Annotated in this window: 21 protein-coding genes; 8 read left to right on the forward strand and 13 right to left on the reverse strand. The window is 68.8% G+C overall.

Features of this window, described 5'->3' with window-relative positions:
- Positions 1–271: 271 nt before the first annotated feature.
- The 7 genes from pyrF to pyrR are packed head-to-tail and all read right to left on the reverse strand — an operon-like array spanning position 272 to position 9,050.
- Complete coding sequence (gene pyrF / locus O3I_RS28390) at positions 272–1,096, reverse strand: orotidine-5'-phosphate decarboxylase (RefSeq protein WP_014986451.1); 825 nt, start codon at positions 1,094–1,096, stop codon at positions 272–274.
- A gap of 44 nt (positions 1,097–1,140) precedes the next feature.
- Positions 1,141–4,467 (reverse strand): carbamoyl-phosphate synthase large subunit, encoded by a 3,327-nt coding sequence (gene carB, locus O3I_RS28395; protein ID WP_014986452.1) that lies wholly within the window; start codon positions 4,465–4,467, stop codon positions 1,141–1,143.
- Positions 4,467–5,606: a glutamine-hydrolyzing carbamoyl-phosphate synthase small subunit gene (gene carA, locus O3I_RS28400; protein ID WP_041562928.1), complete on the reverse strand. Its 1,140-nt coding sequence runs from the start codon at positions 5,604–5,606 to the stop codon at positions 4,467–4,469. Before carA ends, carB begins: the two co-directional genes overlap by 1 nt.
- Positions 5,603–6,124, reverse strand: a complete 522-nt coding sequence (locus tag O3I_RS28405; protein WP_014986454.1) for a hypothetical protein — start codon at positions 6,122–6,124, stop codon at positions 5,603–5,605. The genes carA and O3I_RS28405 overlap by 4 nt, the downstream gene beginning before the upstream one ends.
- Positions 6,125–7,438, reverse strand: coding sequence for a dihydroorotase (locus O3I_RS28410; RefSeq protein ID WP_041562929.1), 1,314 nt, complete (start codon positions 7,436–7,438; stop codon positions 6,125–6,127). It lies immediately after the preceding gene.
- A gap of 20 nt (positions 7,439–7,458) precedes the next feature.
- Positions 7,459–8,418 (reverse strand): aspartate carbamoyltransferase catalytic subunit, encoded by a 960-nt coding sequence (locus tag O3I_RS28415; protein ID WP_014986456.1) that lies wholly within the window; start codon positions 8,416–8,418, stop codon positions 7,459–7,461.
- Complete coding sequence (gene pyrR, locus O3I_RS28420; protein ID WP_014986457.1) at positions 8,415–9,050, reverse strand: bifunctional pyr operon transcriptional regulator/uracil phosphoribosyltransferase PyrR; 636 nt, start codon at positions 9,048–9,050, stop codon at positions 8,415–8,417. The genes O3I_RS28415 and pyrR overlap by 4 nt, the downstream gene beginning before the upstream one ends.
- A gap of 252 nt (positions 9,051–9,302) precedes the next feature.
- Here pyrR and O3I_RS28425 point away from each other — a divergent pair, with 252 nt between their 5' ends.
- Positions 9,303–10,169 (forward strand): alpha/beta fold hydrolase, encoded by an 867-nt coding sequence (locus tag O3I_RS28425; protein ID WP_014986458.1) that lies wholly within the window; start codon positions 9,303–9,305, stop codon positions 10,167–10,169.
- Positions 10,170–10,189: 20 nt separating this feature from the next.
- On the opposite strand, the gene O3I_RS28430 is transcribed toward O3I_RS28425, so the two are convergent.
- Positions 10,190–10,576, reverse strand: coding sequence for a hypothetical protein (locus tag O3I_RS28430; RefSeq protein WP_041562930.1), 387 nt, complete (start codon positions 10,574–10,576; stop codon positions 10,190–10,192).
- 287 nt (positions 10,577–10,863) lie between these two features.
- Between O3I_RS28430 and O3I_RS28435 the strand changes: the two genes are divergently transcribed.
- From O3I_RS28435 to O3I_RS28445, 3 genes are all read left to right on the forward strand, one after another.
- Complete coding sequence (locus O3I_RS28435; RefSeq protein ID WP_014986460.1) at positions 10,864–11,064, forward strand: DUF7489 domain-containing protein; 201 nt, start codon at positions 10,864–10,866, stop codon at positions 11,062–11,064.
- Positions 11,065–11,148: 84 nt separating this feature from the next.
- Positions 11,149–11,775 carry an alpha-ketoglutarate-dependent dioxygenase AlkB gene (locus O3I_RS28440; protein WP_014986461.1) on the forward strand — a complete coding sequence of 209 codons (627 nt, stop codon included), beginning with the start codon at positions 11,149–11,151 and terminating at the stop codon, positions 11,773–11,775.
- Between the two features lie 61 nt (positions 11,776–11,836).
- Positions 11,837–12,286, forward strand: a complete 450-nt coding sequence (locus O3I_RS28445; RefSeq protein ID WP_014986462.1) for an SgcJ/EcaC family oxidoreductase — start codon at positions 11,837–11,839, stop codon at positions 12,284–12,286.
- On the opposite strand, the gene O3I_RS28450 is transcribed toward O3I_RS28445, so the two are convergent.
- Entirely contained in the window at positions 12,267–12,947 is a 681-nt protein-coding gene (locus O3I_RS28450) for a DUF4386 family protein (RefSeq protein WP_014986463.1), read from the reverse strand. The two genes, O3I_RS28445 and O3I_RS28450, sit on opposite strands and share 20 nt — an antisense overlap.
- 54 nt (positions 12,948–13,001) lie before the next feature.
- Between O3I_RS28450 and O3I_RS28455 the strand changes: the two genes are divergently transcribed.
- The 3 genes from O3I_RS28455 (at position 13,002) to O3I_RS28465 (ending at position 15,310) form a co-directional block, all read left to right on the forward strand.
- Positions 13,002–13,631 carry a helix-turn-helix transcriptional regulator gene (locus O3I_RS28455; protein WP_014986464.1) on the forward strand — a complete coding sequence of 210 codons (630 nt, stop codon included), beginning with the start codon at positions 13,002–13,004 and terminating at the stop codon, positions 13,629–13,631.
- Between the two features lie 87 nt (positions 13,632–13,718).
- A complete protein-coding gene (locus O3I_RS28460; protein WP_041562931.1) occupies positions 13,719–14,432 on the forward strand; it encodes an HD domain-containing protein in 714 nt (237 codons plus the stop codon).
- 62 nt (positions 14,433–14,494) lie between these two features.
- On the forward strand, positions 14,495–15,310 hold the full coding sequence (locus O3I_RS28465) for a CPBP family intramembrane glutamic endopeptidase (protein WP_014986466.1): 816 nt from the start codon (positions 14,495–14,497) through the stop codon (positions 15,308–15,310).
- A gap of 20 nt (positions 15,311–15,330) precedes the next feature.
- Here the strand turns inward: O3I_RS28465 and O3I_RS28470 are convergent, their stop codons facing one another.
- On the reverse strand, positions 15,331–15,906 hold the full coding sequence (locus tag O3I_RS28470; protein WP_014986467.1) for a TetR/AcrR family transcriptional regulator: 576 nt from the start codon (positions 15,904–15,906) through the stop codon (positions 15,331–15,333).
- Positions 15,907–15,991: 85 nt separating this feature from the next.
- Between O3I_RS28470 and O3I_RS28475 the strand changes: the two genes are divergently transcribed.
- Positions 15,992–16,960, forward strand: a complete 969-nt coding sequence (locus tag O3I_RS28475) for a quinone oxidoreductase family protein (protein WP_041564488.1) — start codon at positions 15,992–15,994, stop codon at positions 16,958–16,960.
- A 419-nt stretch (positions 16,961–17,379) separates the two neighbouring features.
- On the opposite strand, the gene O3I_RS28480 is transcribed toward O3I_RS28475, so the two are convergent.
- From O3I_RS28480 to O3I_RS28490, 3 genes are all read right to left on the reverse strand, one after another.
- Positions 17,380–18,609 (reverse strand): FAD-dependent oxidoreductase, encoded by a 1,230-nt coding sequence (locus O3I_RS28480; protein ID WP_014986469.1) that lies wholly within the window; start codon positions 18,607–18,609, stop codon positions 17,380–17,382.
- Positions 18,610–18,706: 97 nt separating this feature from the next.
- Positions 18,707–19,255: a DUF4334 domain-containing protein gene (locus O3I_RS28485; protein WP_014986470.1), complete on the reverse strand. Its 549-nt coding sequence runs from the start codon at positions 19,253–19,255 to the stop codon at positions 18,707–18,709.
- Positions 19,256–19,333: 78 nt separating this feature from the next.
- Entirely contained in the window at positions 19,334–25,063 is a 5,730-nt protein-coding gene (locus O3I_RS28490) for a TIR domain-containing protein (RefSeq protein ID WP_014986471.1), read from the reverse strand.
- Positions 25,064–25,087: the final 24 nt, after the last annotated feature.

Consider the following 25,087-nt stretch of genomic DNA (forward strand, 5'->3'; position numbering starts at 1 on the left):
TCGCGCGCCACAGTCCAGTCAAATGACCGGTTGGGCGCCGCCGCGGCAGTGCGCCGGACCAAGCCGCGCACCGCGCGCTGACGCCATTCTGCGCGGTTGAAGGCTTGATCGGGCCGGATAGACCGATCCTGGGGAAAATCGGCCTGGCGGGGCGTACAGGCCCCGCTACGGGCCACATGCACGCGTGCACATGACCGCACCCGAGCAGCGCAGCACGGCCGCAAACGCACCGAGACCGGCGCTGGTGCGCCGGTCTCGGAGTTCGTTTCATTTATTTCTGGAGAAACGCGAACGCTTCCTGGAATCGGGCCAGTCCGGCCCGTAGCGCGGGCACGTTCGGTCCGTCGCGCAGCACCTCACGCGACACCGCGGGCACGGCCGCCCGGAACATCGGCTCCGGGACCAGCGCACGGATGGTTTCCGGGCCGCCGCCCTGGGCGCCGACGCCCGGCATCAGGATCGGTCCGTTGAGCGCCGACAGGTCCGGGGCATCGGTCAGCGTCGCGCCGATCACGACGCCGATCGAGCCGAAGCCCGCACCCGCGTTGCGCGCGGCGGCCTCGTCGACCATCAGCTGCGCGACGGTGCGGCCCTCCCCCGTGTCGACCCGTTGCACCTGTGCCCCTTCGGGATTCGAGGTGGCGGCCAGCACGAACACCCCGCGGTGCGCGGCCGCGGCGAGGTCCAGAGCCGGTGCCAGCGAACCGAATCCGAGGTATGGCGACACCGTCACCGCGTCCGAGCCCAACGGGCCCGCACCCAGCCAGGCCTGCGCGTACGCGTCCATGGTCGAGCCGATGTCGCCGCGCTTGGCGTCGGCGAGCACCAGCGTGCCGGAGGCCCGCAACACCTCGATGGTGCGCTCCAGCACCGCGATTCCGGCCGAACCGTAGGTTTCGAAGAACGCCACCTGCGGCTTGACCATCGCGACCCGGCCGTCGAAGGCCTCGACGCAGATCTCCGCGAACTGCTCCAGTCCGTCCGCGTCGACGCTCAGCCCCCAGGACGCCAAGAGTCCCGGATGCGGATCGATGCCGACGCACACCGGCCCGAAATGCGCCATGGCGTGCTGCAATCGGTCACCGAAGGTCTTCATCGCGCCGCCTCCTTCCGTGTCCTGCGGCTCGTCCACCGTCGCGATCAGCCACGCAGCACCGAGTGCAGTTCCTGCAGCGACCGCACCCCGATCCCGCCGTTGATGCTGGCCTCGATGCCCTGCACCGCGGCCGCCGCACCCTGCACGGTGGTGATGCACGGGATGTTCACACCCACCGCGGCACTACGGATCTCGTAGCCGTCGACGCGCGGACCGGAATTGCCGTAGGGGGTGTTGAACACCATGTCGATCTCGCCGTCGCGGATCTGCTCGACGATCGTGGGCTGCGGCGCGCCCGACTCGCCGGTCGCCGTCTCGGGTTCGGAGTGCTTGCGCACCCGCTCGCACGGAATGCCGTTGCGGCGCAGCATCTCCGCGGTGCCCTCGGTGGCCAGGATGCGGAATCCCAGGTCGTGCAGGCGTTTCACCGGGAACACCATGGCGCGCTTGTCCCGGTTGGCGATCGAGACGAACACGGTGCCCTCGGTGGGCAGCGAACCGTAGGCGGCGGTCTGGCTCTTGGCGAAGGCGGTGCCGAAATCGGCGTCGATGCCCATCACCTCGCCGGTGGACTTCATCTCCGGCGAGAGCAGCGAATCCACGCCGGTGCCATCGGCCTTGCGGAACCGGTGGAACGGCAGCACGGCCTCCTTCACGGCCACCGGCGCGTCCAGCGGGACGTGCCCGCCGTCGCCTTCACCCGGCAGCATCCCTTCCTTGCGCAGCTGAGCGATGGTGGCGCCGAGCATGATCCGCGCGGCCGCCTTGGCCAGCGGCACCGCGGTGGCCTTGGACACGAACGGAACCGTCCGGCTGGCCCGCGGATTCGCCTCGAGCACGTAGAGCACGTCGTCCTTGAGCGCGTACTGCACGTTGAGCAGGCCCTTGACCCCGATGCCCTTGGCCAGCGCGACGGTCGAGCGGCGCACCGCCTCGATATCGCTGCGGCCCAGGGTGATCGGCGGCAGCGCGCACGCGGAGTCACCGGAGTGGATACCGGCCTCCTCGATGTGTTCCATCACGCCGCCGAGGTAGACCTCCTCGCCGTCGCACAGCGCGTCGACGTCGATCTCGATCGCGTCCTCCAGGAAACGGTCCACCAGCACCGGATGTTCGGGGCTGAGCTCGGTGGCCCGGGAGATGTAGCCCTCCAGGGACTGCTCGTCGTAGACGATCTCCATGCCGCGCCCGCCGAGCACGTAGGACGGCCGGACCAGCACCGGGTAGCCGATGCTCGCGGCGATCTTCTTGGCCTGCGCGAAGGTGGTCGCGGTGCCGTACTTGGGCGCGGGCAGTCCCGCCGCGACGAGCACATCGCCGAATTCGCCACGGTCCTCGGCCAGGTCGATGGCGGCGGCACTGGTGCCGACCACCGGCACGCCCGCCTCGGTGAGCCGCTGCGCGAGGCCCAGCGGGGTCTGCCCGCCGAGCTGCACGATCACACCGGTGACCCGGCCGGACTCGCTTTCGGCGTGGTAGACCTCGAGCACGTCCTCGAAGGTGAGCGGCTCGAAGTAGAGCCGGTCGGCGGTGTCGTAGTCGGTGGAGACGGTTTCCGGGTTGCAGTTGACCATCACGGTCTCGTAGCCGGCCTGCGAAAGGGTCTGCGCCGCATGGACACACGAGTAGTCGAACTCGATGCCCTGGCCGATCCGGTTCGGGCCGGAACCGAGAATGATCACCTTGTCCCGCTCGCGCTGCGGCGCGACCTCGGACTCGGCGGCGGGATCGAGCTCGTAGGCCGAGTAGTGGTACGGGGTCTTGGCCTCGAATTCGGCGGCGCAGGTGTCGACCGTCTTGAACACGGGACGCACCCCGAGCCGGTGCCGCAGCGCGCGAACTCCGGTCTCCCCGGCCAGTTCCGGGCGCAGTGCGGCCAGCTGACCGTCGGACAGGCCGTAGTGCTTGGCCCGCCGCAGCAGCGGCTCGTCCAGCACGGGCGCGTCGATGATCTCGGTGCGCAGCTCGACCAGTCCGGCGACCTCGGCGACGAACCAGGGGTCGATACCCGATGCGGCGGCGACGGTTTCGATGCTCGCGCCCAGGCGCAGCGCGCGCTCTACCTGATAGATGCGACCCTCGGTCGGGGTGCGCAGGTCTTCCAGGATCGCTTCCACGTCGGTCCACTTGCCGTCGGCCTGGGTCCAGAAGCCCGCGGCCTTGGTCTCCAGCGAACGCAGCACCTTGCCGAGCGCCTCGGTGAAGTTGCGGCCCAGCGACATCGCCTCGCCGACCGACTTCATCGTGGTGGTCAGCGTCGGGTCGGCGCCGGGGAACTTCTCGAACGCGAACCGCGGCGCCTTGACCACCACGTAGTCCAGCGTCGGCTCGAAGCAGGCCGGCGTCTCCTTGGTGATGTCGTTGACGATCTCGTCCAGGGTGTAGCCGATGGCCAGCTTCGCGGCGATCTTGGCGATCGGGAAACCCGTTGCCTTGGAAGCCAATGCGGACGAACGCGAGACGCGCGGGTTCATCTCGATGACGATCAGGCGGCCGTCGGCGGGGTTCACCGCGAACTGGATGTTGCAGCCGCCGGTGTCCACGCCGACCTCGCGCAGGATCGCGATGCCCAGGTCACGCAGCTTCTGGTACTCGCGGTCGGTGAGCGTCATGGCCGGGGCGACGGTCATCGAGTCGCCGGTGTGCACGCCCATCGGGTCCACGTTCTCGATCGAGCAGACCACCACGACGTTGTCGCGGCCGTCGCGCATCAGCTCGAGCTCGTATTCCTTCCAGCCCAGGATGGATTCCTCGATGAGCACGTTCGCGGTCGGCGAGGCGGCCAGGCCGCCGCCGGCGATCCGGTCGAGATCGTCGTGGTTGTAGGCCATGCCCGAGCCGAGCCCGCCCATGGTGAACGAGGGCCGCACGACCACCGGGAAGCCGAGCTCGCCGACCGTCTCGCGCACCTCGTCCATCGTGAAACAGACGCGCGAGCGGGCACTTTCGCCGCCGACCTTCGCCACGATGTCCTTGAACTTCTGCCGGTCCTCGCCGCGCTGGATGGCCTCGAAGTCGGCGCCGATCAGCTCGACGTTGTACTTCTCCAGCACCCCGTTCTCGTGCAGCGCGACCGCGGTGTTCAGCGCGGTCTGCCCGCCCAGGGTGGCCAGGATGGCGTCCGGGCGCTCCTTGGCGATGACCTTCTCGACGAACTCCGCGGTGATCGGCTCCACGTAGGTGGAGTCGGCGAACTCGGGGTCGGTCATGATGGTCGCCGGGTTGGAGTTCACCAGCGAGACGCGCAGGCCCTCGGCCCGCAGCACCCGGCAGGCCTGCGTGCCGGAGTAGTCGAATTCGCAGGCCTGGCCGATCACGATCGGGCCGGAGCCGATGACCAGGATGTGTTCGAGGTCGGTACGACGTGGCATCAGATTCCCTTCCGCTGCGCGGCCGGGCCGCCTGCCATGAGACCGGCGAACCGGTCGAAGAGGTACGCGGCGTCGTGCGGGCCCGCGGCGGCCTCCGGGTGGTACTGCACCGAGAACGCGCGGCCGTCGACCAGCCGGACGCCCTCGACGGTGCCGTCGTTGGCGCACACGTGGCTCACCTCGGCCTTGCCGAACGGGGTGTCGAACTGTTCGCCCTGCTCGCCCTCCAGCGCGAACCCGTGGTTCTGCGCGGTGATCGAGATGCGCCCGGTCTCGTACTCGACGACCGGGATGTTGATGCCGCGGTGGCCGAACTTCATCTTGTAGGTGTCGCGGCCCAGTGCGCGGCCCAGGATCTGGTTGCCGAAGCAGATGCCGAACAGCGGCAGCCCGCGCTCCAGCACGCCCTTGGTCAGCGCGACCGCGCCGTCCTGGGTGGCCGGGTCGCCGGGACCGTTGGACAGGAACACCCCGTCCGGGTTCAGGTCCAGGATCTGCTCGAGCGGCGCGTTCGACGGCACCACGTGCACCCGCATGCCGCGCTCGGCGAACATGCGCGGGGTGTTGGTCTTGATGCCGAGATCGACCGCGACCACGGTGAAGCGCCGTTCGCCGGTCGGCTCGATGGTGTACACCGCGTCGGTGCTCACCTCCTCGGCTAGATCGGCACCGAGCATCGACGGCTGGCCGGTGACCCGGGCCAGCAGCTCGTCGGTGTCCGCGAGCGCCGGTCCGGAGAAGATGCCCGCCTTCATCGAGCCGCGGGTGCGCAGGTGCCGCACGAGCGCGCGGGTGTCGACCCCGGCGATGCCGACGATGTCCTGACGCTGCATCGCCTCGGGCAGCGTGGTGGTGGCGCGCCAGTTGGACGCGCGCCGCGCGGGATCACGCACCACATAGCCGGCGACCCAGATCTTGCCGGACTCGTCGTCCTCGTCGTTCCAGCCGGTGTTGCCGATCTGCGGCGCCGCGGCGACCACGATCTGGCGGTGATAGCTGGGGTCGGTGAGGGTCTCCTGGTAGCCGGTCATCGCGGTGCAGAACACCGCCTCGCCGAGCGTCTCGCCCACGGCGCCGTAGGCCGCGCCGCGGAACACCCGGCCGTCCTCCAGCACCAGAGCAGCTGCTTGCTGTGTCATCCCTCGTCGTCTCCCGTCGTCGTGCTGGTCTGTTCGCTCGGCAGGCCCCGCGTCCAAGCCGGGTACACCGACTTGTCGTCACCCCGGAAACCGGTATCGATCTCGGTCCCGGTGGGCAGCTGCCAGCGAATCACCAGCACACCATCCTGTGTCATTACTTTCCCCGCATGCCCGCGCTCGGTGCGCACCGCGGTGACGGACTCCTGCGGAATCCAGATCACCGTCGCGCCGTCACGCTCGAGCAGAATCCCCCGTTCGAACCGGGTCAGCTCCGCGGTGGCGCGGAAACCCAGGTCGCCCACCGTGATCCGGTCCTGCCAGCTCGGCGCGATGGTGCTGCCGAGGTAGAGGCCGGTGGTCGGCTCCAGCACCTGCGCGCCGAGATCGGCGGGCACGGTGGGCAGTTCGCCGATCCGGTCCGTCTGCCGCGCCGCCCGGTTCTGCCAGCCTCGATACATCAACCAGACGCACAAAGCGAACAGCGCGAGCAGGCCGATCACCCACAGCGTTCTTTCCACTTACGGACCTCCTGTGCCCTGCGGTGCCGCTTTGCCCTCGCGGGCGGTTACTCGTCCCCTGAGCAACGTCGTCGTCACTCGGGCCGGAAACGTCATGTCCTCGAACGGGGTGTTGTTCGAGATGCTGGCGAGTTCCTTCGCGCGCACCGTCCAGGTGGCGTCCGGGTCGACCAGCGTCAGGTTCGCGGGCTCGCCGACCTCGATCGGCCTGCCGTGCTCGTCGAGCCCGACGATCGCGGCGGGCTGCTCGCTCATCACGCGGGCCACGCCGCGCCAGTCCAGCAGGCCGGGCTGCACCATGGTCTGCACGATGATCGACAGCGCGGTCTCCAGGCCGAGCATGCCGGGGCGTGCGGCAGCGAACTCGCAGCACTTGTCCTGTTCGGCGTGCGGGGCGTGATCGGTGGCGACGCAGTCGATCACGCCGTCGGCCAGGGCCTGGCGCAGCGCGGCCGCGTCGGAGGCCTCGCGCAGCGGCGGGTTGACCTTGTTGACCGCGTCGTAGGTCTCCAGGCGCGAGTCGTCCAGCAGCAGATGATGCGGGGTGACCTCGGCGGTGATCGAGATACCTTGTGCCTTGGCCCATTTCACCAGCTCGACGGTGCCCGCGGTGGAGGCGTGGCAGATGTGCACGCGCGCACCGGCATCGCGGGCGAGCAGCGCGTCGCGCGCCACGATCGACTCCTCGGCCGCCCGCGGCCAGCCGGCCAGGCCGAGCCGGGCCGCGGTCGGGCCCTCGTGCGCGATCGCGCCGACGGTGAGCCGCGGCTCCTCCGCGTGCTGGGCGATCAGCACACCGAGCGTGTTCGCGTATTCCAGCGCGCGCCGCATCAGCAGCGGATCGTAGACACAGTGGCCGTCGTCGGAGAACATCCGCACCGCGCCGGCACCCGCTGCCATGGTGCCCATTTCGGCGAGCTGCTTGCCCGCGAGCCCGACCGTGACCGCACCCACCGGGTACACGTCGACCAGGCCGACCTCCTGCCCGCGCCGCCACACGTGATCGGTGACCACCACCGAGTCGGCGACCGGGTTGGTGTTGGCCATCGCGAACACCGCGGTGTAACCGCCCAACGCGGCTGCGGCGGAACCGGATTCGATCGTCTCGGTATCCTCGCGGCCGGGTTCGCGCAGATGCGTGTGCAGGTCGACGAAACCGGGCAGCAGGATCTGACCCGCGGCGTCGATGATCTCGGCGTCCGCACCCGCGGCCACGCCGGCGCCGATCGCGGCGATCACGCCGTCGCGCACCAGCACATCCACCGGCTCGCCCTCGCCGTAGACCCGCGTTCCCCTGATCAGCAATTCACTCATGACGCCTTCGCTGTCCGTCCTCACGCGATCGCCTCCTGGGTACCGACCAGCAGCCGGAACAGGACGGCCATCCGCATGTGCACTCCGTTGGTCACCTGCTGCAGGATCGCGGACTTCGGCGAATCCGCCACCGGCGACGCGATTTCCATGCCGCGCAACATCGGGCCCGGATGCAGCACCACCGCGTGCTCGTCCAGCAGCGCCATCCGGCGCTCGGACAAGCCGTAGTTGATCGAGTACTCGCGGGCCGACGGGAAGAACCCGCCGTTCATCCGCTCCGCCTGCACCCGCAGCATGAGCACCGCGTCCGCGCCCGGCAATTCGGCGTCGAGCGAGTGCGCGACCCGCGCGGGCCAGCTGTCCGCGCCCACCGGGAGCAGCGTGCGCGGCGCGACCAGCACCACCTCCGCACCAAGGGTATTGAGCAGGAAGACATTCGAGCGTGCCACCCGGCTGTGCAGGATGTCGCCGACGATCACGACCCGCTTGCCCTCGATATCGCCGAGCCGCTGGCGCAGCGTGAGCGCGTCCAGCAGCGCCTGCGTCGGATGCTGATGCGTGCCGTCACCCGCGTTGATGATCGCCGGGCCCGACGTGCGGCCGGACTGCACCGCCCAGGCATCCATCCAGCGCGCGATCTGGTGTGCCGCACCGGAAGCCGGATGCCGGACGATCAACGCGTCCGCGCCCGCCGCGTGCAAGGTGAGCGCGGTGTCCCGCAGCGACTCACCCTTGGACACCGACGAACTACTGGCGCTCACATTGATCACGTCGGCGCTCATCCACTTGCCCGCCACCTCGAACGACACCCGGGTGCGCGTGGAGTTCTCGTAGAACACCGTCATCACCGTGCGACCGCGCAAGGTCGGCAGCTTGTGCACCTCACGGCCGAGCAGCGCCTGCTCGAAACGTTCGGCCTCGTCGAGCAGGGCCGTCGCGCCGGCGCGATCCAGATCAGTGACCGTCAAAAGATGTCTCACGACTCCACCTCCTGCCGCAGATAAACCCCGTCCCGCCCGTCGTGTTCGGTGAGCAGGACCGAGATGTCCTCGGCGCGGGAGGTGGGCACGTTCTTGCCGACGTAGTCGGCGCGAATCGGGAGTTCGCGGTGGCCGCGGTCGATGAGCACCGCGAGTTGCACGGCGCGGGGGCGGCCGAGGTCGCGCAGCCCGTCGAGGGCGGAGCGCACGGTGCGGCCGGAGAACAGCACGTCGTCGACGAGCACGACCAGCGCGTCCTCGATCCCGCCCTCGGGCACCGAGGTGCGCTCCAGCGGCCGGTGTGGCCGGGTGCGCAGGTCGTCGCGGTAGAGGGTGATGTCGAGCGAGCCGAGCGCGGGCCGGACACCGGAGAATTCCTCGATCTTGTCCGTCAGCCGCGCGGCCAGCGAGGTGCCGCGGGTGGGAATGCCGATCAGCACCACGCGCGGGGCGTCGGTGGCGCCCGCGTCCAACGCGGTCTTCTCGATGATCTGGTGCGCGATCCGCGCGATGGTCCGACTGACATCGGAAGCCGACAACAGCTCCCGTCCTGCCCCCACCCATTCCGGGGTGTGTCGCTGCGATGTCTCGGCAGCGCCGGACTCGGCGGCCCGATCTTCGGGCACAGCCATGCCGACCTCCTTCCCCGCCTCACGGGACGGTCCGTTAAAGGATGTCTTACGGCAAGCAGCGTAACAGCGGCCGCAGCGGGGCTTTCACCTGGTATAGGCGGTGTGAGCGGTGCCACGGACCGGTTGTGAGCGGTGCCACGCGGCCGATCCGATATGCCGGTTTCACCGGGAAGATATATGCGTAACCGACAGTAGCGCTAAATAGGGCGATGTGACACGCTACATAGGAAGCCGCGAACCACGGGAGGGTCAATGGCGACCGACATCTCAGCCGACGAGTCCAGCCGGATCACCACGTTCCAGCGCGCTGGTCTGGTGTTCCCGGTGCGTGATACCGGTCCGCGCACCGGCGAACCAGTACTGCTACTGCACGGCTGGCCGCAGGATTCGCGCAGCTGGACGCCGGTGGCGCAATTGCTGAACAAGGCCGGCTACCGGACCTTCGCGCCGGATCTGCGTGGCGCCAGCCCGACCGCGGCACCCCGCAGCCGCCGGGCGTACCGCATGGACGAACTGGCCGCCGACGTCGAGGCGATGATCGAGCAGATCGGGCGCCCCACGCACGTGGTCGGTCACGACTGGGGTGCCGTGGCCGCGTGGGCGGCCGGGATCACGATGCAGGATCGCCTGCTCTCGCTGTCGGCGCTGTCCGTACCGCATCCCGGCGCGTTCGCCCGCGCGATGGTGACCAGCAAGCAGGGGCTGGCGTCCTGGTACATGTACCTCTTCCAGCTGCCGCTGCTCCCCGAGCTACTGCTGCGTTCCGGCTTGTTCCCCCAATTGCTCCGGCGGACAGGGCAATCCGCAGAGGTCGCCGCCCGCGACAGCGCACGCGTGCGAGACCGGGCGATCGCCCGCGGCGGGCTGAACTGGTATCGCGGAATGCCTTTCGGCTCACCCCGGATGCTGCGTGGACATGTCACCGCGCCGGTGTTGCAGATCTGGAGCGACGGCGACACCGCAGTGCTCGACACCGGGAACAAACTGTGCGCGCGCTACGCGGACGGCCCTTTCCGGCTCGAGGTCCTACCCGGCGTTTCGCACTGGATTCCCGAGGAGGCACCGGAACCGACGAGCCGGTTGCTCGTCGAACATTTCGCGACGAGCAGCGCGCGCTGATCCACTGGGGCGCAACACCATCACTCGGCGACACTCTCCGCGTCGGCGTCGAACAGACACTGCACCAGCTTGTCCGCGACGTCTCGCTCGCTCGCTTCGGCGACACCCCCGGCGCCGACCGCGTCGACGCACGCCCGCGCCCGGTCCGCGTCCTGCTTGAATCGGCGGTTCTCGGTGCCGTCCTCGATCCGCTGGTCGATCTCGTTCTGCACGCAACGCACGAATAAGTCTGTGCCCCAACCGGCGTCGCGTATTTGATGGACGCATAAACGCACGGCGGGTTTGAAGACTTTGCCCGGCTCCACGGTTCCGGCTTCGGCGACCGCCGCCGCGGCCAGCAGCATTCCGGTCAGTGCCGTGGCGACGGCGAACGGCACGACGGAAAGTTTGCGACCTGCAGCGGACATCCCGGCTCCTTCATCGACGAGCATTTCGGCGCAGCACCTACGGCCGCACCACAATTCGGGGACTGATATCGCGTATTCGACGCCGCGACACTTCCGGATGGGCGCAACCACAGCTTCGCCACAGGCGATGTAGGACCTGTCCGCATCGGGGATACCCCTGCCTACATCTCTGGTATGGCCCGGCATACGCCGCTGAGACGATGCCCCGAGCCTGCGCCGTGCACAACACTGAGAGCGCCCCGCGGATGGCGCGGCAAAGGTGCGCAGTCGAACGAGGAGCCGGACAAATGGCACAGCAAGAATGGCAAGGGACCGTGGTCGAGAAGTCGCGCGGACTGCTGGACGGGGCGAATCTCTATCGCCGCCTGGTCGTGCGGCTGGACGACGGCAGCACCATCAAAGTGCGGGTGAATCGCGCATTGTGGAATTCGCTCGAACCGGGCGATTCGGTATCCAAACAGGCCGGAGCCGACCCCACGAAGGACTGAGCCACAGCGACGTTCTCAGCCCGTTCAACAGTCGAGGCGAGAAACCGCTAGCACATATGTTCGATCGACGGTACTGTCGGCAGCATGTCGACACCGTTGCAGGGATCACTGCTCGACGGGTTCGGTGACACCGAATTCGGGTCGCTGCGGCATGCGCGCCGCACGACTTTGGACCACGGCGCCTGGGTGGACGTGCTGCCCGGCTGGCTGTCCGGCGCCGACGCACTGTTCGAGCGGCTGGTCGACGACGTGCCATGGAAGGCCGAACGCCGGCCGATGTACGACCGCGTCGTCGACGTCCCCCGCCTGCTCAAGTTCTACGAGGAACACGAACCACTCCCCGATCCGGCGCTGGCCGATGCGCGCCAAGCCCTCACCGAGCACTATCACCGGGAACTCGGCGAGCCGTTCCGCACGGCCGGGCTCTGCTACTACCGCGACGGCCAGGACAGCGTCGCCTGGCACGGCGATACTTTCGGCCGCGGCGCCACCCACGACACCATGGTCGCGATCGTCTCCGTCGGCGCGCCCCGCGCGCTACTGCTGCGTCCCCGCGGCGGCGGCGAAAGCCTGCGCTTCCAAGTGGGTCACGGCGATCTGCTCGTGATGGGCGGCTCCTGCCAGCGCACCTGGGAACACGCGGTGCCCAAAACCCGGCGCTCCGCCGGCCCGCGGATCAGCATCCAGTTCCGTCCCCGCGGCGTGCGCTGACGTGTGAGCCCGGTGACACGCGGTTGACCTGAACCTCCGTTCAGGTTGGAAGCTGATTCCCATGAACGCGAAGACTTTTGAGCCGCCGGTCCTCGGTGACACGAGCACCGACCACAGCGCCGATATCGCTGATATCGAGCAGATCGTCACGAACGTGCAGACCGCCTACAACACCAACGACGCCGAGTTGATGACCGCCGACTTCGCGGCGAATGCCATGGTGGTCAACGCAATGGGCGCGTTGCTGACCGGTCGCGCCGACCTACTGGCCGCGAATCGCGCGGGCTTGGCCGGTTTTCTGCAGGACCAGTACGTCCGCTACGAGGTCACCGACATCACTTTCCTGCGCCCCGATGTCGCCATCGCCCATAAGGTCGCCCGCGCGACCACCTCCGACGGCGAACTGATCGACGCGGACCCCGCGATGATCGCGCTCTATGTGCTGGTCAAGGAGAACGGCCGCTGGTGGACCGCCGCCCGGCAGAACACGCTCATCCCGCAACCCGATTGACCACGGCGGCCGGGCGCGCTGCTCGCCACGCAACGATCGCGACCGCCACAGTCCACAGCCAGGTGAGGATCGTGAACGGCACGACGACGGCGAATTCGACGAGCAGCGCACCGACCAGCCACCCGAGGCCCGCGATGACGCCCACCCAACCGAGCCAGCGCGGCATGCGCACCGAGCGGGTGCAGACGTAACCCGCCAGCAGGACGGCCGCACCGAGCAGCGCCTGCGCGGTGAACGCGATGCTGCCGAGCACGATCAGGATCGTTTCGGTTCGTTCCAGAATGGCCGCGCGATCCGCGCCTGCCGCAAAGTACTGCTCGGCCGCGGTGGGCAGCCCGAACGCGTGCAGGCTGAAATACACCGCGAATGTCGCTGCGGCCGTGGTGAATACGATGCCGAGCAGCTGCCGAGCCCAGGCGGGTACGGCTGCCACCTCGGCCAGCGCGGCGAAGCCGAACGCCCAGAGGATCACCGCGGCGATGTTGACCAGGTGCCCGAGCCGCCAGGACGGCCGCGCTCGCACATATTCGAGGGTCGCGGACGCGGACTCGATCGGCGGATTGCCGTGCAGCGCACTCGGAAGTATGTAGAGCAACGTACCGACGAGCAGGACACCGGCCGCCCATCGCCACGTCGTCTCGCTGTACCGGATTTCAGTCATGGTTCCTCCCGGCACCATATTAGTCATAATATGACTAATCGGTAAAGTCATCCCGTGCCGACCTCCCCGCCCCCGCGCTCCCCCCTGAACCTGACGGTGCTGGCGTTGCTGTTCGAAGGACCGATGCACCAGTACCGGATGCGGAAGTTGATCACCGACCGGGGCAAAGGCGCGGTGGTGAACATCCGCAGCAGCAACAGCATTCAGCAGACCGTGCAACGCCTGGAGCGCGACGGACGTATCGAGGCCGTGCAGACCGAACAGGTCGGCGGTCGCCCGGCTCGCACGGTCTACCGCCTCACGAGCGCGGGACGAGCAGATCTGTTCGACGCCATGCACAACGCGCTCACCACCCCGGCGCGCGAGTACCCGCTGTTCCCCGCGGCCTTGTCGTTCATGGCGATCCACAGCCCCGCCGAGGTCGCGCGCATGCTTCAACAGCGGCGCACCGAACTGCATCGGATCGTCGAAGAGCACAAACGCGGCGTACAGGACGCCCCCGCGACCTTGCCGCCGGTGTTCCTCATCGAGAACGACTACACGATCTGCATGACACAAGCCGAAATCGACTGGGTCGATCGGACTCTGGCCGCGTTGGACAGCGGCGAACTCACCTGGAACACCCGGGAGCTGATCGAGCGCGCCGTTCGATACGAACACGACACCGGTGACGGCCCCCGATAACAGGGCGCGCGAAACACCACGAGCCGAGGAGCGCGGCAACGGATTTTCGGGCGGGCGCGAAGCACGCGACCCCGTTAGATTGACAGGATGAGCAATCCTGGGGCGGGGGTTTTGGCCGTGATGCCGCTGCACACGATCAGCGAGGTCTACGGCGAATCCGGACTGCGCGAACGATTCTTGTTGGAAATCACCGATCTACCGGATACCGATCGGCTCGTTGCGGCGCTGGAATTGGCCGCCGAATTACACCGCGACGACCGCTACGGCCGCGAGCCGTATCTGAATCATCTACTGCGCGTATCTATTCGGATCATCAGCCACTACAAGGTGCGCGACAGCGAGCTGGCGATCGCGGGCCTGCTGCACGATGCGGTCGAGGACCATCCCGCTGAACTCGCCGGCGACCGGCCGGGCCCGCCGGCCGCCGCGGCGCTCGCCGTCCTGGCCGAGCGATTCGGCGACCGGGTCGCCGACATCGTCGCCGCCGTCACCAATCCCGCCCCGGACCCGTCGATCGACCGGCACGTGCAATACCGCGAGCACGTTGCGGCGAACCTGGCGGACGCACCATGGGCGCGCATCGTCAAACTCTCCGATTTCACCGACAACGGTGTCGGCATTCTCTACGCGACGGGTTCGGCGATGCACAAGCTCGCCGTCAAATACCGCCCGCTCACCGCGGTATATCGCGATCTCGTCACCCGCGCCGACACCCCGCTGTCCGACGACGTCAAGCAGTACATCCTCGATCAGCTCGACAGCGCCGACGAACGTTTCGACGCGATCCTCGCGCGGGACTGACCGGCCGCGTCCTCCGTTCGGCGGAGGCCGCGACCGGCCCGTCGATGGCAGGGTTGCCAGTCATGGGCACGCGGCGCATCGACAAGGTACTGCTGGTGGCGGGTGTGGCGGCGTTCCTCGCCGCGCTGCTGACGCTGATCGCGACCGGCCACACCGCCCTGCGCTATTCCGCCGACAGCGACGACACGGTGCCGTTGTGGACGGTCTGGGTGACGGTCGGCGCCGCGCTCGCCGTGGCCCGGTTGGTACCGCCGAAACAACCCGCGGCGGGTCCGGCCGTGGATTCGCGGGTGCTCGCTCGCCAAGGCTGGTGGCTGTATGCGCTCGGCGTACTCTTCGCGATCGGCTTCTACCTCTCGGGCGGTAACGACCTGTGGTTCCTCGGGCTGAAATGCACACTGCTGCTTGCTGTTCCCTTGCTGCTGCGGCTGGTTTCCTGGCGCGAGTGGTATCGCCTCGACACCCGGGGCCGCTGGCTGCGGCCGGCCCCTGCCGTGCTGACCTTCCTCGTGCTGGTCACCGTGTTCCATCCGAGCTTCACCGGCACGCCGCCGCCGATCGCGCTCGTCGTCTTCCTCTTCTTGCTGAACGCGGTGCTGGAGGAGATCTTCTACCGGATCTGGTTGCAGACACGACTGGAAGCCCGTTACGGACGCTGGCCGGCCATCCTGTCGACGTCGCTGCTGTGGGCCGGTTGGCATGTGGCGATCCAGGGCAACAACGGTTTCGGCGTCGACCTCGCCACCGTGGTCGCACGACTCGGCGCCGAGGGGTTGTTCTTCGGCTACCTGTGGTCGCGTTATCGGAACCCGTGGTTGCTCTTCGTGGTGCACGGCGTGACCAATGCGTCGGTGGGCATGCTCGCCGCAATGTTCTGACGCACAGTATGTTTCGGAAATCAGGAGGAGCGCAGCACCGATTCTACGAGTTCGCGCACCGCGTCCAGCAGCCGCTCGGTCTCGCCCGCCCGGATCATCGCCTGCACCAGTTCGCCGCCGATCGCCGCCAGCAGTAGCCGCCCGACCGTCTCGGCGTCGATATCAGGCCGGGCCGCCCGCAGCAGCGCGGTGATGTGGTTGTCCCAGAACGCGTGGAACTCGCCGGTGCGCGGATGCGGCGGCACCGTGCGGTAGGCCACCATGAGTTCCGAGTTCGCGATCACCAGCCGGGTCATCGCGTCGAAGTACGCGAGCAGCCGGTCTGCGGCGGGCGCGCCCGGGCCGAGCGGTGGCGGGCCGGTGGCGATGGCGTCCATCAGGGTGAGCGCGCTTTCGGCGACCATCTCGTGCAGCAGGCCGGCGCGGTTGCCGAAGCGATGGAAAATGGTGCCCTTACCCACCCCGGCCGCGGCGGCGACCCGGTCCATGGTGATCGCCTCGGCACCGCGCTCGGCGAGCAACGCGCTGGTCGCGTCGAGAATCGCCCGCCGATTGCGCGCCGCGTCGGCTCGTTCCTTCGGACGCCCGTCGGTCATCGCACCCACTTTCGTTGACAACTTGACCGTCGGTCCATATCGTTGCCGACAGAACTGGACCGATAGTCAACTTGTGGAGTTCATGATGCAGGCAATCGTAATGACGGCGACCGGCGGACCCGAGGTCTTGGTCGCCACCCAGGCGCCGGTGCCGACCGCGGACGCAGGCGAGGTGGTCGTCCGCGCCGAAGCCATCCCGGTCCTGTTCCCCGAGACGAAACTGCGTTCCGGCGCGTTCCCGCTCGCCGTCGAGCCGCCGCTGGTCTTCGGTTTCCAGGCGGCCGGCGTGGTGACCGAGGTGGGCGACGGCGTCGACCCGGCACTGCTCGGCCGCCGAGTTGCCTTGAACACCAAGGGATTCGGCTCCTACGCCGAATTCGTCGGCGCGCCTGCGAGTTCGGCGGTACCCATCCCGGACGGACTGTCGTCGGTGGACGCGGCGGCAGTGCTCATGAGCGGTTCGGTGGCCATCCCCCTGCTGGAAACGGCTCGGCTCACAGGCACTGAAACGGTGCTGATCGAAGCCGCCGCAACAGGAATCGGCAGCTACCTCACCCAGCTCGCCAAGGAATACGGCGCGGCCCGCGTCGTCGCCACCGCGGGCGGTGCCGCCAAAGCCGAGCGGGCGCGGGCGCTCGGCGCCGACGACGTCATAGACCACAACGATCCCGTATGGCCGGACCGGCTGCGCGAAACCCTGGACGGCACAACCCTCGACGTCGTCTTCGACTCGATCGGCGGCGAAACCGCCCGCGACGTGCTCGCACTGACGACACCGCTGCACGGTCGAATGCTCAGCTACGGCTGGCTCTCCGGTGCCCCCGCCCAATTCGGCGCCACCGACCTGATCACCACCGGCCGCACGCTCATCGGCTGTGCGGGCCCCGATTGGCTCGCCCGAGTAGCCGACTCCCGCAACGCGATCCTCACCCGCGCGGCAGCAGGCGGCATCGACCCCTCGGTCGACTCGATTCTCCCCTTGGACCAGGCAAGCAAAGCGCACCAGCTGCTGGAAGACCGCACGCCGCTGGGCCGAATCATTCTGTGTCCCTGAGGGAGCGCACCCGGCCGCCGCGCGGCCCGGCCCCAGTCCAGAGCGATAGGCTGATGCCGTGCAGACTGGGGTGGCGAAGCAGTGCCGATCCGGACCGATCTGCCGGTGGATACGGTCGGACCGGGACTCGACGTGCGCACCGAAATGCTCACTTCGACCACGGATCTGCTCCGGATCACCTTGCCGCCCTTCGACCTACGCACGAAGCACGGCCTGCTCGAGCAGGCCGAGGTGTTTGGGACTGATCGCCGCGGCCGACGGTTTTCTGGCCGTCCACCGGCCGACCGGCCTCGCGGTTGCGGCGGGCTGGGTCGCCACGCCCACCAGCGAAGGCGGCACGCTCGGCTGATATCGCGAACCGGCCGGACTCCAGGCTTCGACTACGCCCGCCGCCGAACGGCCAAGGCGTGCGGCCTCATTCAGGGGCGGCGGGCGAAGGCGGGGGCGTGTTCGGGGCGAATACCGCGGGCGACCAGGAACGGCGGGATGCTGCGCACGATGGGGATACGGCGGAAAATACGCACGGGCAGCGGGGCGACGGGCGTGCCGGCGATATCGATGCTGCCGGACAAGGCGGGCCGGATGGCGCGGGCGTGCAGGAAGCGTTGGATGCCCTGGGTCACGGCGGTCGGCAGGGTGCGGCGGCGTTGCACCCTGGCCAGCTCGCGCACGCCCACGCTGCCCGAAAGCAAGGGCGCGGCAAGGATTCTCGCGGCGGCGACCGCGTCCTGGACGGCGAGGTTGATGCCGACGCCCGCCACCGGGGACATGGCGTGCGCCGCATCGCCGATGCACAGCAGCCCCTCGGTGTACCAGGTGGTGAGCCGGTCCAGCTGCACGTCGAGCAGCTTCACCTCGTCCCAGCCGGTGAGCACGTCCACGCGATCGCGCAACCACGGCACTGCATCCGCCATCTGCCGCATGATCTCGTCGACCGGCCCGCGCCGTGCGGCGGCGTCGGTCCCCTTGGCGATGAGCGTGGCGCACTGCCAGTAGTCGCCGCGATCCAGCAGCACGGCGGCCCGGCGCGCGGTGACGATCGGGATGGCGCCCGCAGGGTCGGTGTCGTTGCGCGGCAACCGGAACCACCACACATCCATCGGGGTGGGCCAGCTGCGCGAGGGCAGATCGACGGCGGCGCGCAGCACCGAGGAGCGCCCGTCACAGGCGACAGTGAGGTCGGCGCGGATCTCCCCGGTGGCGCCGTCGGTGGTCCGATAGCCGGCACCGACGACCTTGCCGTCCGACCACACCGGCGCTGTCGCTTCGGTATTCATCCGCAGCGTGAAAGTCGGCTCCTGAGCGGCGGCACGGGCCAGCAGGTCGAGCAGATCCCACTGCGGCACCATGGCGATGTACTTGTGTTTGCCGGGCAGGTTTTTCAACGAGGCAAGCGTCTGCAAACCGCTCGCGGTCGGCAGCGCGACCTGTTCGAGCTTGCGCGCGGGCAGTTTCGCGAATTCGTCGCCGAGACCCAGCTCGTCCAGCAGGTCGAGGGTTGTGGGATGCACGGTGTCGCCGCGGAAGTCGCGCAGGAAGTCCTTGTGCTTCTCCAGCACGGTCACTTCGACACCGGCCCGGGCCAGCAGCAATCCCAGCACCATTCCGGCGGGTCCACCGCCGACCACCAGACAGGTCGTGCGTTCCATCGACTGCCTCCCCCTCGGTCGCCCGCGCGGATACCCCCATGCTAGTCCGTGCACGAACCGGACTGCCGCGGAACGGTTCCGGGTGTCGCCCAGCCGACTACCGGTACAGGACGAAGAAGTACGGCTCGGCCAGCCCGCGCATGTCCATCACGCCGAGCAGCGTGCGCTCGTCGACCCGCCGGAAGTGGTCGATGATCGGCAGGTGGTCGTAGATCATGGCGGCACTGGCCACACCGCGGTAGTCGATATCGCGCAGCCGCGCGGTCGGCTTGCTCGTGCGCAACGCCGGTCGCAGCAGTGGGAGCGCGCGCTTTCCCGCCTGCACCACGCCGACCGGTATCCGCCCGGCCAGTCCGAGCGGCACCCGGCGCGGGTCGACGGGAAAGACGGTGCCGTCGGCGGTGGCGAACAGCAGCGGATGCACTGTGTCCGCGTCGTCGAACTGCTTGCCGTACCAGCCCGACGCGACGAGCACCCCGGCGAACGGATGTCCGGTGTCGACCTCGTCGCCTTGCCAGCGTCCGACGGTGACCTCCGCGACGGGCGCGGCGGGCAGCCGGTCGAACAGCTCCCACGCCTGTGCCGGGGTGGCGCGGCGGGCCCGTAGCGCTGCCAGATCGACCGCCGGTCCATTCTTCGCAGCCATCGGGTTTCTCCTCAGCACGGCAACATTGCAAGAATTACTGTATCTATCTCTCACAACGGCTCGCCAGCCGGGCGGCGCTCAGAACGGCGCGTCCGACGGCAGCCGCCCGACCTCCGGCAGATACTGGTCCAACTCCCCTGACTCGAACCGCGACATCCCGATCACCTGCCAGAACTGTCCCGCCGTATTGCCCTCGGACTTGTAGCGGCCGTCGGGCGCGAGCGCGGCCCACCCCTCCGGCAGCCCCAGCAGTTCCGCCCGGACAGCGGGCGCGGCGTCGCCGCCCGGCACCGTCCACAGCATCGCGTTGCCGTCGTCGCCGCCGCTGGCCAGCAGTTGCCCGGACGGGTGGAACGCCAACGCCCAGACCCGGCGCTTGTGCCCCTCCATGGTGTGCAGATGTCGCCCGGTCGCCATGTCCCACAACCGGATCACGAGATCGTCGCCCGCGGTCGCCAGCAGACCGGTGCGCGGATCGACCGCCGCCGACCACAGCCGTCCCGTGTGCCGGGTCAGCTCGTGCAGGCTCAGTCCGGCCTCGACATCCCAGATCCGCGCCGTGGTGTCCCAGGAGACGCTCGCGAGCCGATCCCCTTGGAAGGCAACGGCATACACCCGATCACCATGGCCGTGCAGCTCGCGCAACAGCCTGCCCGAGTCGACGTCCCACAGCCGCACCACGGAGTCGTCGCACCCGGTGGCCATCAGCGAGCCGTCGGCGTTGAAGGCGATCGACCGCACCCGCCCGCGATGTTCGCCGCACACCATGTGCAGCGCGCCGGTGGTCCGCGTCCAGATGATTACCGTGTCATCGTCGTTCGCGGTGGCCACGTACTGGTCGGTGGGATCGAACGCGATCGCCCACACCGGCGCGGCCTCGATATTGATGTGCCGCTGGAAATCTCCGGTGTCCAGATTCAGCAGGCTCAGCCTGCCGTCGTTGCCGACCACGCCGAGCTGCTGCGGTTGCTTCCCGCTGAACAGCGCGGTCTCGAAGGTGAGCAGCCGGTCCTCGCTGCCGACCAGCCGCCGGATGAGCCTGCCGGTCACCGGATCCCACAGCCGGACCACCCCGTCGTTACCACCCGCCGCCAGGATCGTGCCGTCCGCGTTGAAGGTGACCGATTTGACCTGCCTGCCGTGGCCGGTGAGCACATGCCGGCACGCACCGGTCGCGGGATCCCAGAGCCGGGTGGTGAATTGGTCGTCGGTGACGGCGAGTTGCGCGCCGTCCGGCCGGAACGCGAACGGCCAGATCGATCCGGCGTGCGCGGTGATCCGATGCCGCAGCTCGCCGGTCACGCTGTCGCGCAGGCAGAGCAAGCCCGCGCTGTCGCCGGACGCGAGCACCTCGCCCGCCGGATCGAAGGCGAGCCAGTAGATGGCCGCATTGTGCTCGGTAGGTACGTATTTCGCCACACCCGCGTCCACGTCCCAGACGCGTAGCCCACCGTCGGTATCGCCGCTGGCCAGCAGCGGCAGGCGCGGATGGAAAGCCAGCGTGTAGACGCGGCCGCCGTGACCGGGCAGCGCACGAATCAACGTGCACCGCACCGGATCCCACAGCGCGACGGTGCCGTTCGCCCCACCGACCGCGAGCACGTCACCGGCGGGGTTGAATGCGATCCGGAAGACCGAGCCCGTCTCGCCGACGAATTCGCCGCGCTGCGTACCGGTCTCGACATCCCAGAGCCGGACCACCCCGTCGCGATACGCGGCGGCGAGCACGCCGTCGTGAAAAGCCAAGCTGTAGATCAGCTCCCGGCGGCCCTCGGGCGCGCACTCGTGCAGCAGGTCGCCGCTGGGCAGCGCCCAGAGCCGCAGCATGCCCTGTGCGTCGCCGGTGGCGAGCAGGGTGCCCGCGCGGTTCAGCTCGACCGGCCACGGCCATTCGCTGTGCCCGTGCAGGATCCGGCGCGACTCGCCGGTGACCGCGTCCCAGATGCCGACCGCGCCGTCGGCGGCGCCGCTGATCAGCACCGTGCCGGTGAACGCCACCGCGAACGAACGATTCCGATGGCCCTGCAGCGTGCGCAACGGCAGGCCGGTCTCGGTGTCGCAGATCAGTACGCCGCCGTCGTCGCTGCCGATGGCGAGCATGCCGCCGTCAGGGCTGTAGGCCAACGGTTTCGGCAATCGCCCGTGCCGGGCGTGAAAGCCGTGCCGCACGCCGATCGAGGCGGGGGCGAATTCGGTCCGCGCGACCGACCCGGGCATCCAGGCCGCGCCGTGCAGATCGGTCCCCGCGGGCGTACCGATCACATCCAGCAGGGCGGCGCGATTCCAGCGGCTGTCCGGCGCGCGAGTTCCGGTCAGATCGGTGCGAGCCAATCGCGCCCTGGTGAAGTCGGCACCGGTCAGGTCCGCGCCGACCAGGCTCGCCTCGTCCAGCCGCGCGCCGACCAGCCGGGCGCCGCGCAGCACGGCCCGGTCCAGATTCACCCCGACCAACCGGGCTCCGGTCAGGTCGGCGTCGGTCAGATCGACCTGCTGCATATCGCGATACGACAGATCCTCACCGGCCAGCACCGCGCCGCGCAGATCCGCCGAGGGCGCGGTGCGCAGCCGGGTGGTGAGCCGGACCGCGTTGGTCTTGGCCACCTCGTCGGCGGCCGGGTCGTCGAGTACACCGCCTGCCCAGCCACGCGCGGCCCGGACGTCGGCGAGGTCGCAGAGGAAGTCGATGGACAGCTGCGAGAGCGGCACATGCGAAAGCTGGGGCGGCGCGGTCACACCCGCGGCGAACTGCTCGGCGATGTGGTTCGCGACCAGCCACTCGGTGACCGAGGAGTGGATGAACCCGAACAGGTTGTCCTCGGTGCGCACCAGCAGGCTGCCGGAACCGATGGCGTGCGCGGACTGCTGCACCGACATCCGATTCGAGCCGGTCATCTCCACCAGACTCTGTGCGACCTCGGTCAATTCGGAGAGACGCAGATACGGCTCGCCGGTCTCCCAGATGCGCAGCGCGAATGCCGTGACGGCCAGCCACAATTCGTGCAGCCGCAGCCCGGGTAGCGAACCCGCGGCGCTCGCCGTGCGATCGGTCTCGTAAGCCAACCAGGATTCGAGGATCTCCCGATACAGCCCGGCCGCGCCCACGGTCTGCTGGGCGCCCGCGGCCGCCCGCAGGCGGCGCTCGTCCAGATCGGCGATGAAGCTGAGCATGCGCGGGTTCTGCGCCAAACCGAGCAGGTCCTGAATACCGGTGATCAACCGCATCCTGGCATCGGCCCGGGTCACGTCCCCGCCGTAACGGTTGGCCAGGAAGGCGTGCACCTGCGCGGGCGCGAAATCCTCGACGGACAGGATGTGACGATCCTGCAGCAGCCCCACCCGCTCCCCCAGCGCGGTCAGCACCTGAGCGCGCGAGGCGAAGTGCTGAGTACGGCTCGCCACAATGATTTTCGCCTTGCCGACCGCGGCTTGCAGCAGCGTTTCCAGATGGTCGGTGGCGAATTCGTAGCTGATCCGGGTGACGAGTTCGTCGAAGCCGTCGAACAGCAGCACCACCCGGCCCTCACGCAGCATGTAGCGCAAGGCTTTCAGATCGATCCGCTCTTCGCCGTGGTTGGCCAGGTGTGCGGCGACCAGCCCGTCCACCGAGTGTGTCTTGTCCAGATGCCGCAGTTCGATCAGGATCGGGATCAGCGCGGGCATCGTCTCGGTGATCCGGCGCGCCACCTCGTGCAGCGCGAAGGTCTTGCCGCGCCCGAAATCGCCGAGCACCAGCACGAATCGGCCGTGATCGGCGGCGACCAGGCGCAGCAGCTCGGCCACCAGGTCGTCCTGTACCACCTGGTCGCCGTGCTCGAGCATCCGGAACCGCTGCGGCACATAGAGATCCGGCGGATAGCGGCGGTCCGTGCGCAACCGCTCCACCTGTTTGGCCAGGTAGTCGTCCAGATCGAGCAGACCCTGGAATTCGGTGAAGCTGCGCACCCGCAGGCCGTGACTGGCGGCCTCGTCGCGCAGCGAACGTGGCGGTGGCGCACCGCGATACACCAGCTCGGAGCCGTATTCCGGGTCATGGCCGAGGAAGTCCTCGATCACCTGCCTGGTCATGTCGCCGACGTGCGCGCCGATCCGCCACTGGGCGGTCACCTCGTCGCGCTGATGCGTGATGATCAGATGCGGCGGTTCGGATTCGACGCGCCGGATCCGCGCGTCCGGATACCGGGTTTCGCACACCTCGGCCAGCCGCTCGAGCAACCGGCCGTGCGGGTCGAGCACGGCGGGGGCTTCCGGCGCGGTGTCCACCGGCTCGTCGGGACCGGTCAGTTCGGGCAGCGTGTGCGAGGACAGCGCCGCGACGGCGTTCGGCCAGGGCAGTTCCAGGCGAGCGGTCGGCGCGCCCGCGTCCCCCGAGGTCGCGCTGTAGCGGGCCAGCCCTTCGGCGGTCAGGTGGATGATCTCGTCCCGGCCCGGCGCGGTGGCGGGAATGACCGGCAGCCTGCCGTCCAGCCGATCCAGATGCGGCCCACCGGGTCCCGGGCCGTGCAGCAGTAGGTTCAGCCGCCCACCGAGCAGCCGCGACAGCGTGTCGACGTCGCGCAGCAACGCCGGATCGCGCGGCGAGGCCGCCGTGCCCGGCAACGGATCGTGCCGGACCACCCCGAGCCGTAGCCAGCCGTTCTCCTCGAACGGCCGTAGCCGCTCGGCGAACCACGCGGCCTGCGGCTCCCCGATCCGGCCGTAATCGTCGTCCGGCAGATGGGTCGCGGCCATGGTGGAGTTCAAACCCGCCACCACCACCCGCAATTCGGGGATCGGGAACAGCGTCCACGGCTGTCCGACATCGAACACCAGATGATCCAGGCCCTGGTACAGCTCGCTGAACAGGCGCGCGTACTGCTCCAGCTTCGGGAAGTACGGCGGCTGCGGTTTCCGGTCGCGCGCTTCACAATTCAGGAAGTAGGCATGACATGCGATCTTGGACACGTCGTGGTTGCCCGGCACCACGACCAACCGGTCCGGCTCGAGGCCGAGCAGCACGCGCAGGCCGGTCAGGAAGGTCAGCGCCTCGTCGACCTCACGCGGCTTGCCGGATTCGGTGAGATCGCCGGTCACCACGATCAGATCCGGCTTCGGCACCCCGCGATCGATCGACTGGGTGACATTCGACCAGATCCGAGCCTGCAGTTCGCGCGCCGTGCTCGGCTCGTCCGGCGCGAGCAGGCCCCGGCCGAAGCGCGGGCCGGCGACATGCAGCACGCTGACTCCGGTTCGTGGTTCGGCATGCGGCGTGCCGCCCGGAAAGGCCGGGGCCGCAACGGGTGTGCGCCGGCTCATCGGCGACGCGACCGGGCCCGACTCCTCCTCGTCGGCGTAGCGGTCCGGTTGCGCCGCCCCCAGTTCGTTCGGAAAGCCCGGTGCGGTCGGCGGTTTCGCCCGGCCCGCGAGCAGATGCCGCACCCGCTCCAGCAGAATGCGGCGCGCCTCGTCAGCGGCCGAAACAGGCACCAGATCGATGTAGGTGAGGGTGGCCAGCAGCCCCTCCAGCTGGCAGTCCGCGATCCGGACTGGCATCAACTTGCCCGGATCGGTGCGGAACGCGGCCTGCCACTCCATTGTCCCGTAACGGGATTGGAGATAGTTGTCGGAGAGCACGAGCAGCACGACCGCCGAATCGCGCACGCCGCGGTCCATGAAGTCGATGAAGTTGGTGCCCGGCACGAAGTCCCAGGCCTGGATCAGGGTGCGATAACCGGCACTCTCCAACTGCCAGGCCAGCCAGGTGGCCCACCGCTCGTCCGCCGGGGAATAGCTGATGAATACGTCCCGCGCTCGCCCACCCTGCTGTGTCACGCACCCAGTATGGCCCAGGCCAAT

The organism is Nocardia brasiliensis ATCC 700358 (assembly GCF_000250675.2).
Classification (GTDB): domain Bacteria; phylum Actinomycetota; class Actinomycetes; order Mycobacteriales; family Mycobacteriaceae; genus Nocardia; species Nocardia brasiliensis_B.

Bases quoted from the DNA above. Each gene is read 5' to 3' on its own strand.
- pyrF (WP_014986451.1), bottom strand. From the start codon at position 1,096: ATGAAGACCTTCGGTGACCGATTGCAGCACGCCATGGCGCATTTCGGG.
- carB (WP_014986452.1), bottom strand. From the start codon at position 4,467: ATGCCACGTCGTACCGACCTCGAACACATCCTGGTCATCGGCTCCGGC.
- carA (WP_041562928.1), bottom strand. From the start codon at position 5,606: ATGACACAGCAAGCAGCTGCTCTGGTGCTGGAGGACGGCCGGGTGTTC.
- O3I_RS28410 (WP_041562929.1), bottom strand. From the start codon at position 7,438: ATGAGTGAATTGCTGATCAGGGGAACGCGGGTCTACGGCGAGGGCGAG.
- pyrR (WP_014986457.1), bottom strand. From the start codon at position 9,050: ATGGCTGTGCCCGAAGATCGGGCCGCCGAGTCCGGCGCTGCCGAGACA.
- O3I_RS28425 (WP_014986458.1), top strand. From the start codon at position 9,303: ATGGCGACCGACATCTCAGCCGACGAGTCCAGCCGGATCACCACGTTC.
- O3I_RS28430 (WP_041562930.1), bottom strand. From the start codon at position 10,576: ATGTCCGCTGCAGGTCGCAAACTTTCCGTCGTGCCGTTCGCCGTCGCC.
- O3I_RS28435 (WP_014986460.1), top strand. From the start codon at position 10,864: ATGGCACAGCAAGAATGGCAAGGGACCGTGGTCGAGAAGTCGCGCGGA.
- O3I_RS28440 (WP_014986461.1), top strand. From the start codon at position 11,149: ATGTCGACACCGTTGCAGGGATCACTGCTCGACGGGTTCGGTGACACC.
- O3I_RS28445 (WP_014986462.1), top strand. From the start codon at position 11,837: ATGAACGCGAAGACTTTTGAGCCGCCGGTCCTCGGTGACACGAGCACC.
- O3I_RS28450 (WP_014986463.1), bottom strand. From the start codon at position 12,947: ATGACTGAAATCCGGTACAGCGAGACGACGTGGCGATGGGCGGCCGGT.
- O3I_RS28460 (WP_041562931.1), top strand. From the start codon at position 13,719: ATGAGCAATCCTGGGGCGGGGGTTTTGGCCGTGATGCCGCTGCACACG.
- O3I_RS28465 (WP_014986466.1), top strand. From the start codon at position 14,495: ATGGGCACGCGGCGCATCGACAAGGTACTGCTGGTGGCGGGTGTGGCG.
- O3I_RS28470 (WP_014986467.1), bottom strand. From the start codon at position 15,906: ATGACCGACGGGCGTCCGAAGGAACGAGCCGACGCGGCGCGCAATCGG.
- O3I_RS28475 (WP_041564488.1), top strand. From the start codon at position 15,992: ATGCAGGCAATCGTAATGACGGCGACCGGCGGACCCGAGGTCTTGGTC.
- O3I_RS28480 (WP_014986469.1), bottom strand. From the start codon at position 18,609: ATGGAACGCACGACCTGTCTGGTGGTCGGCGGTGGACCCGCCGGAATG.
- O3I_RS28485 (WP_014986470.1), bottom strand. From the start codon at position 19,255: ATGGCTGCGAAGAATGGACCGGCGGTCGATCTGGCAGCGCTACGGGCC.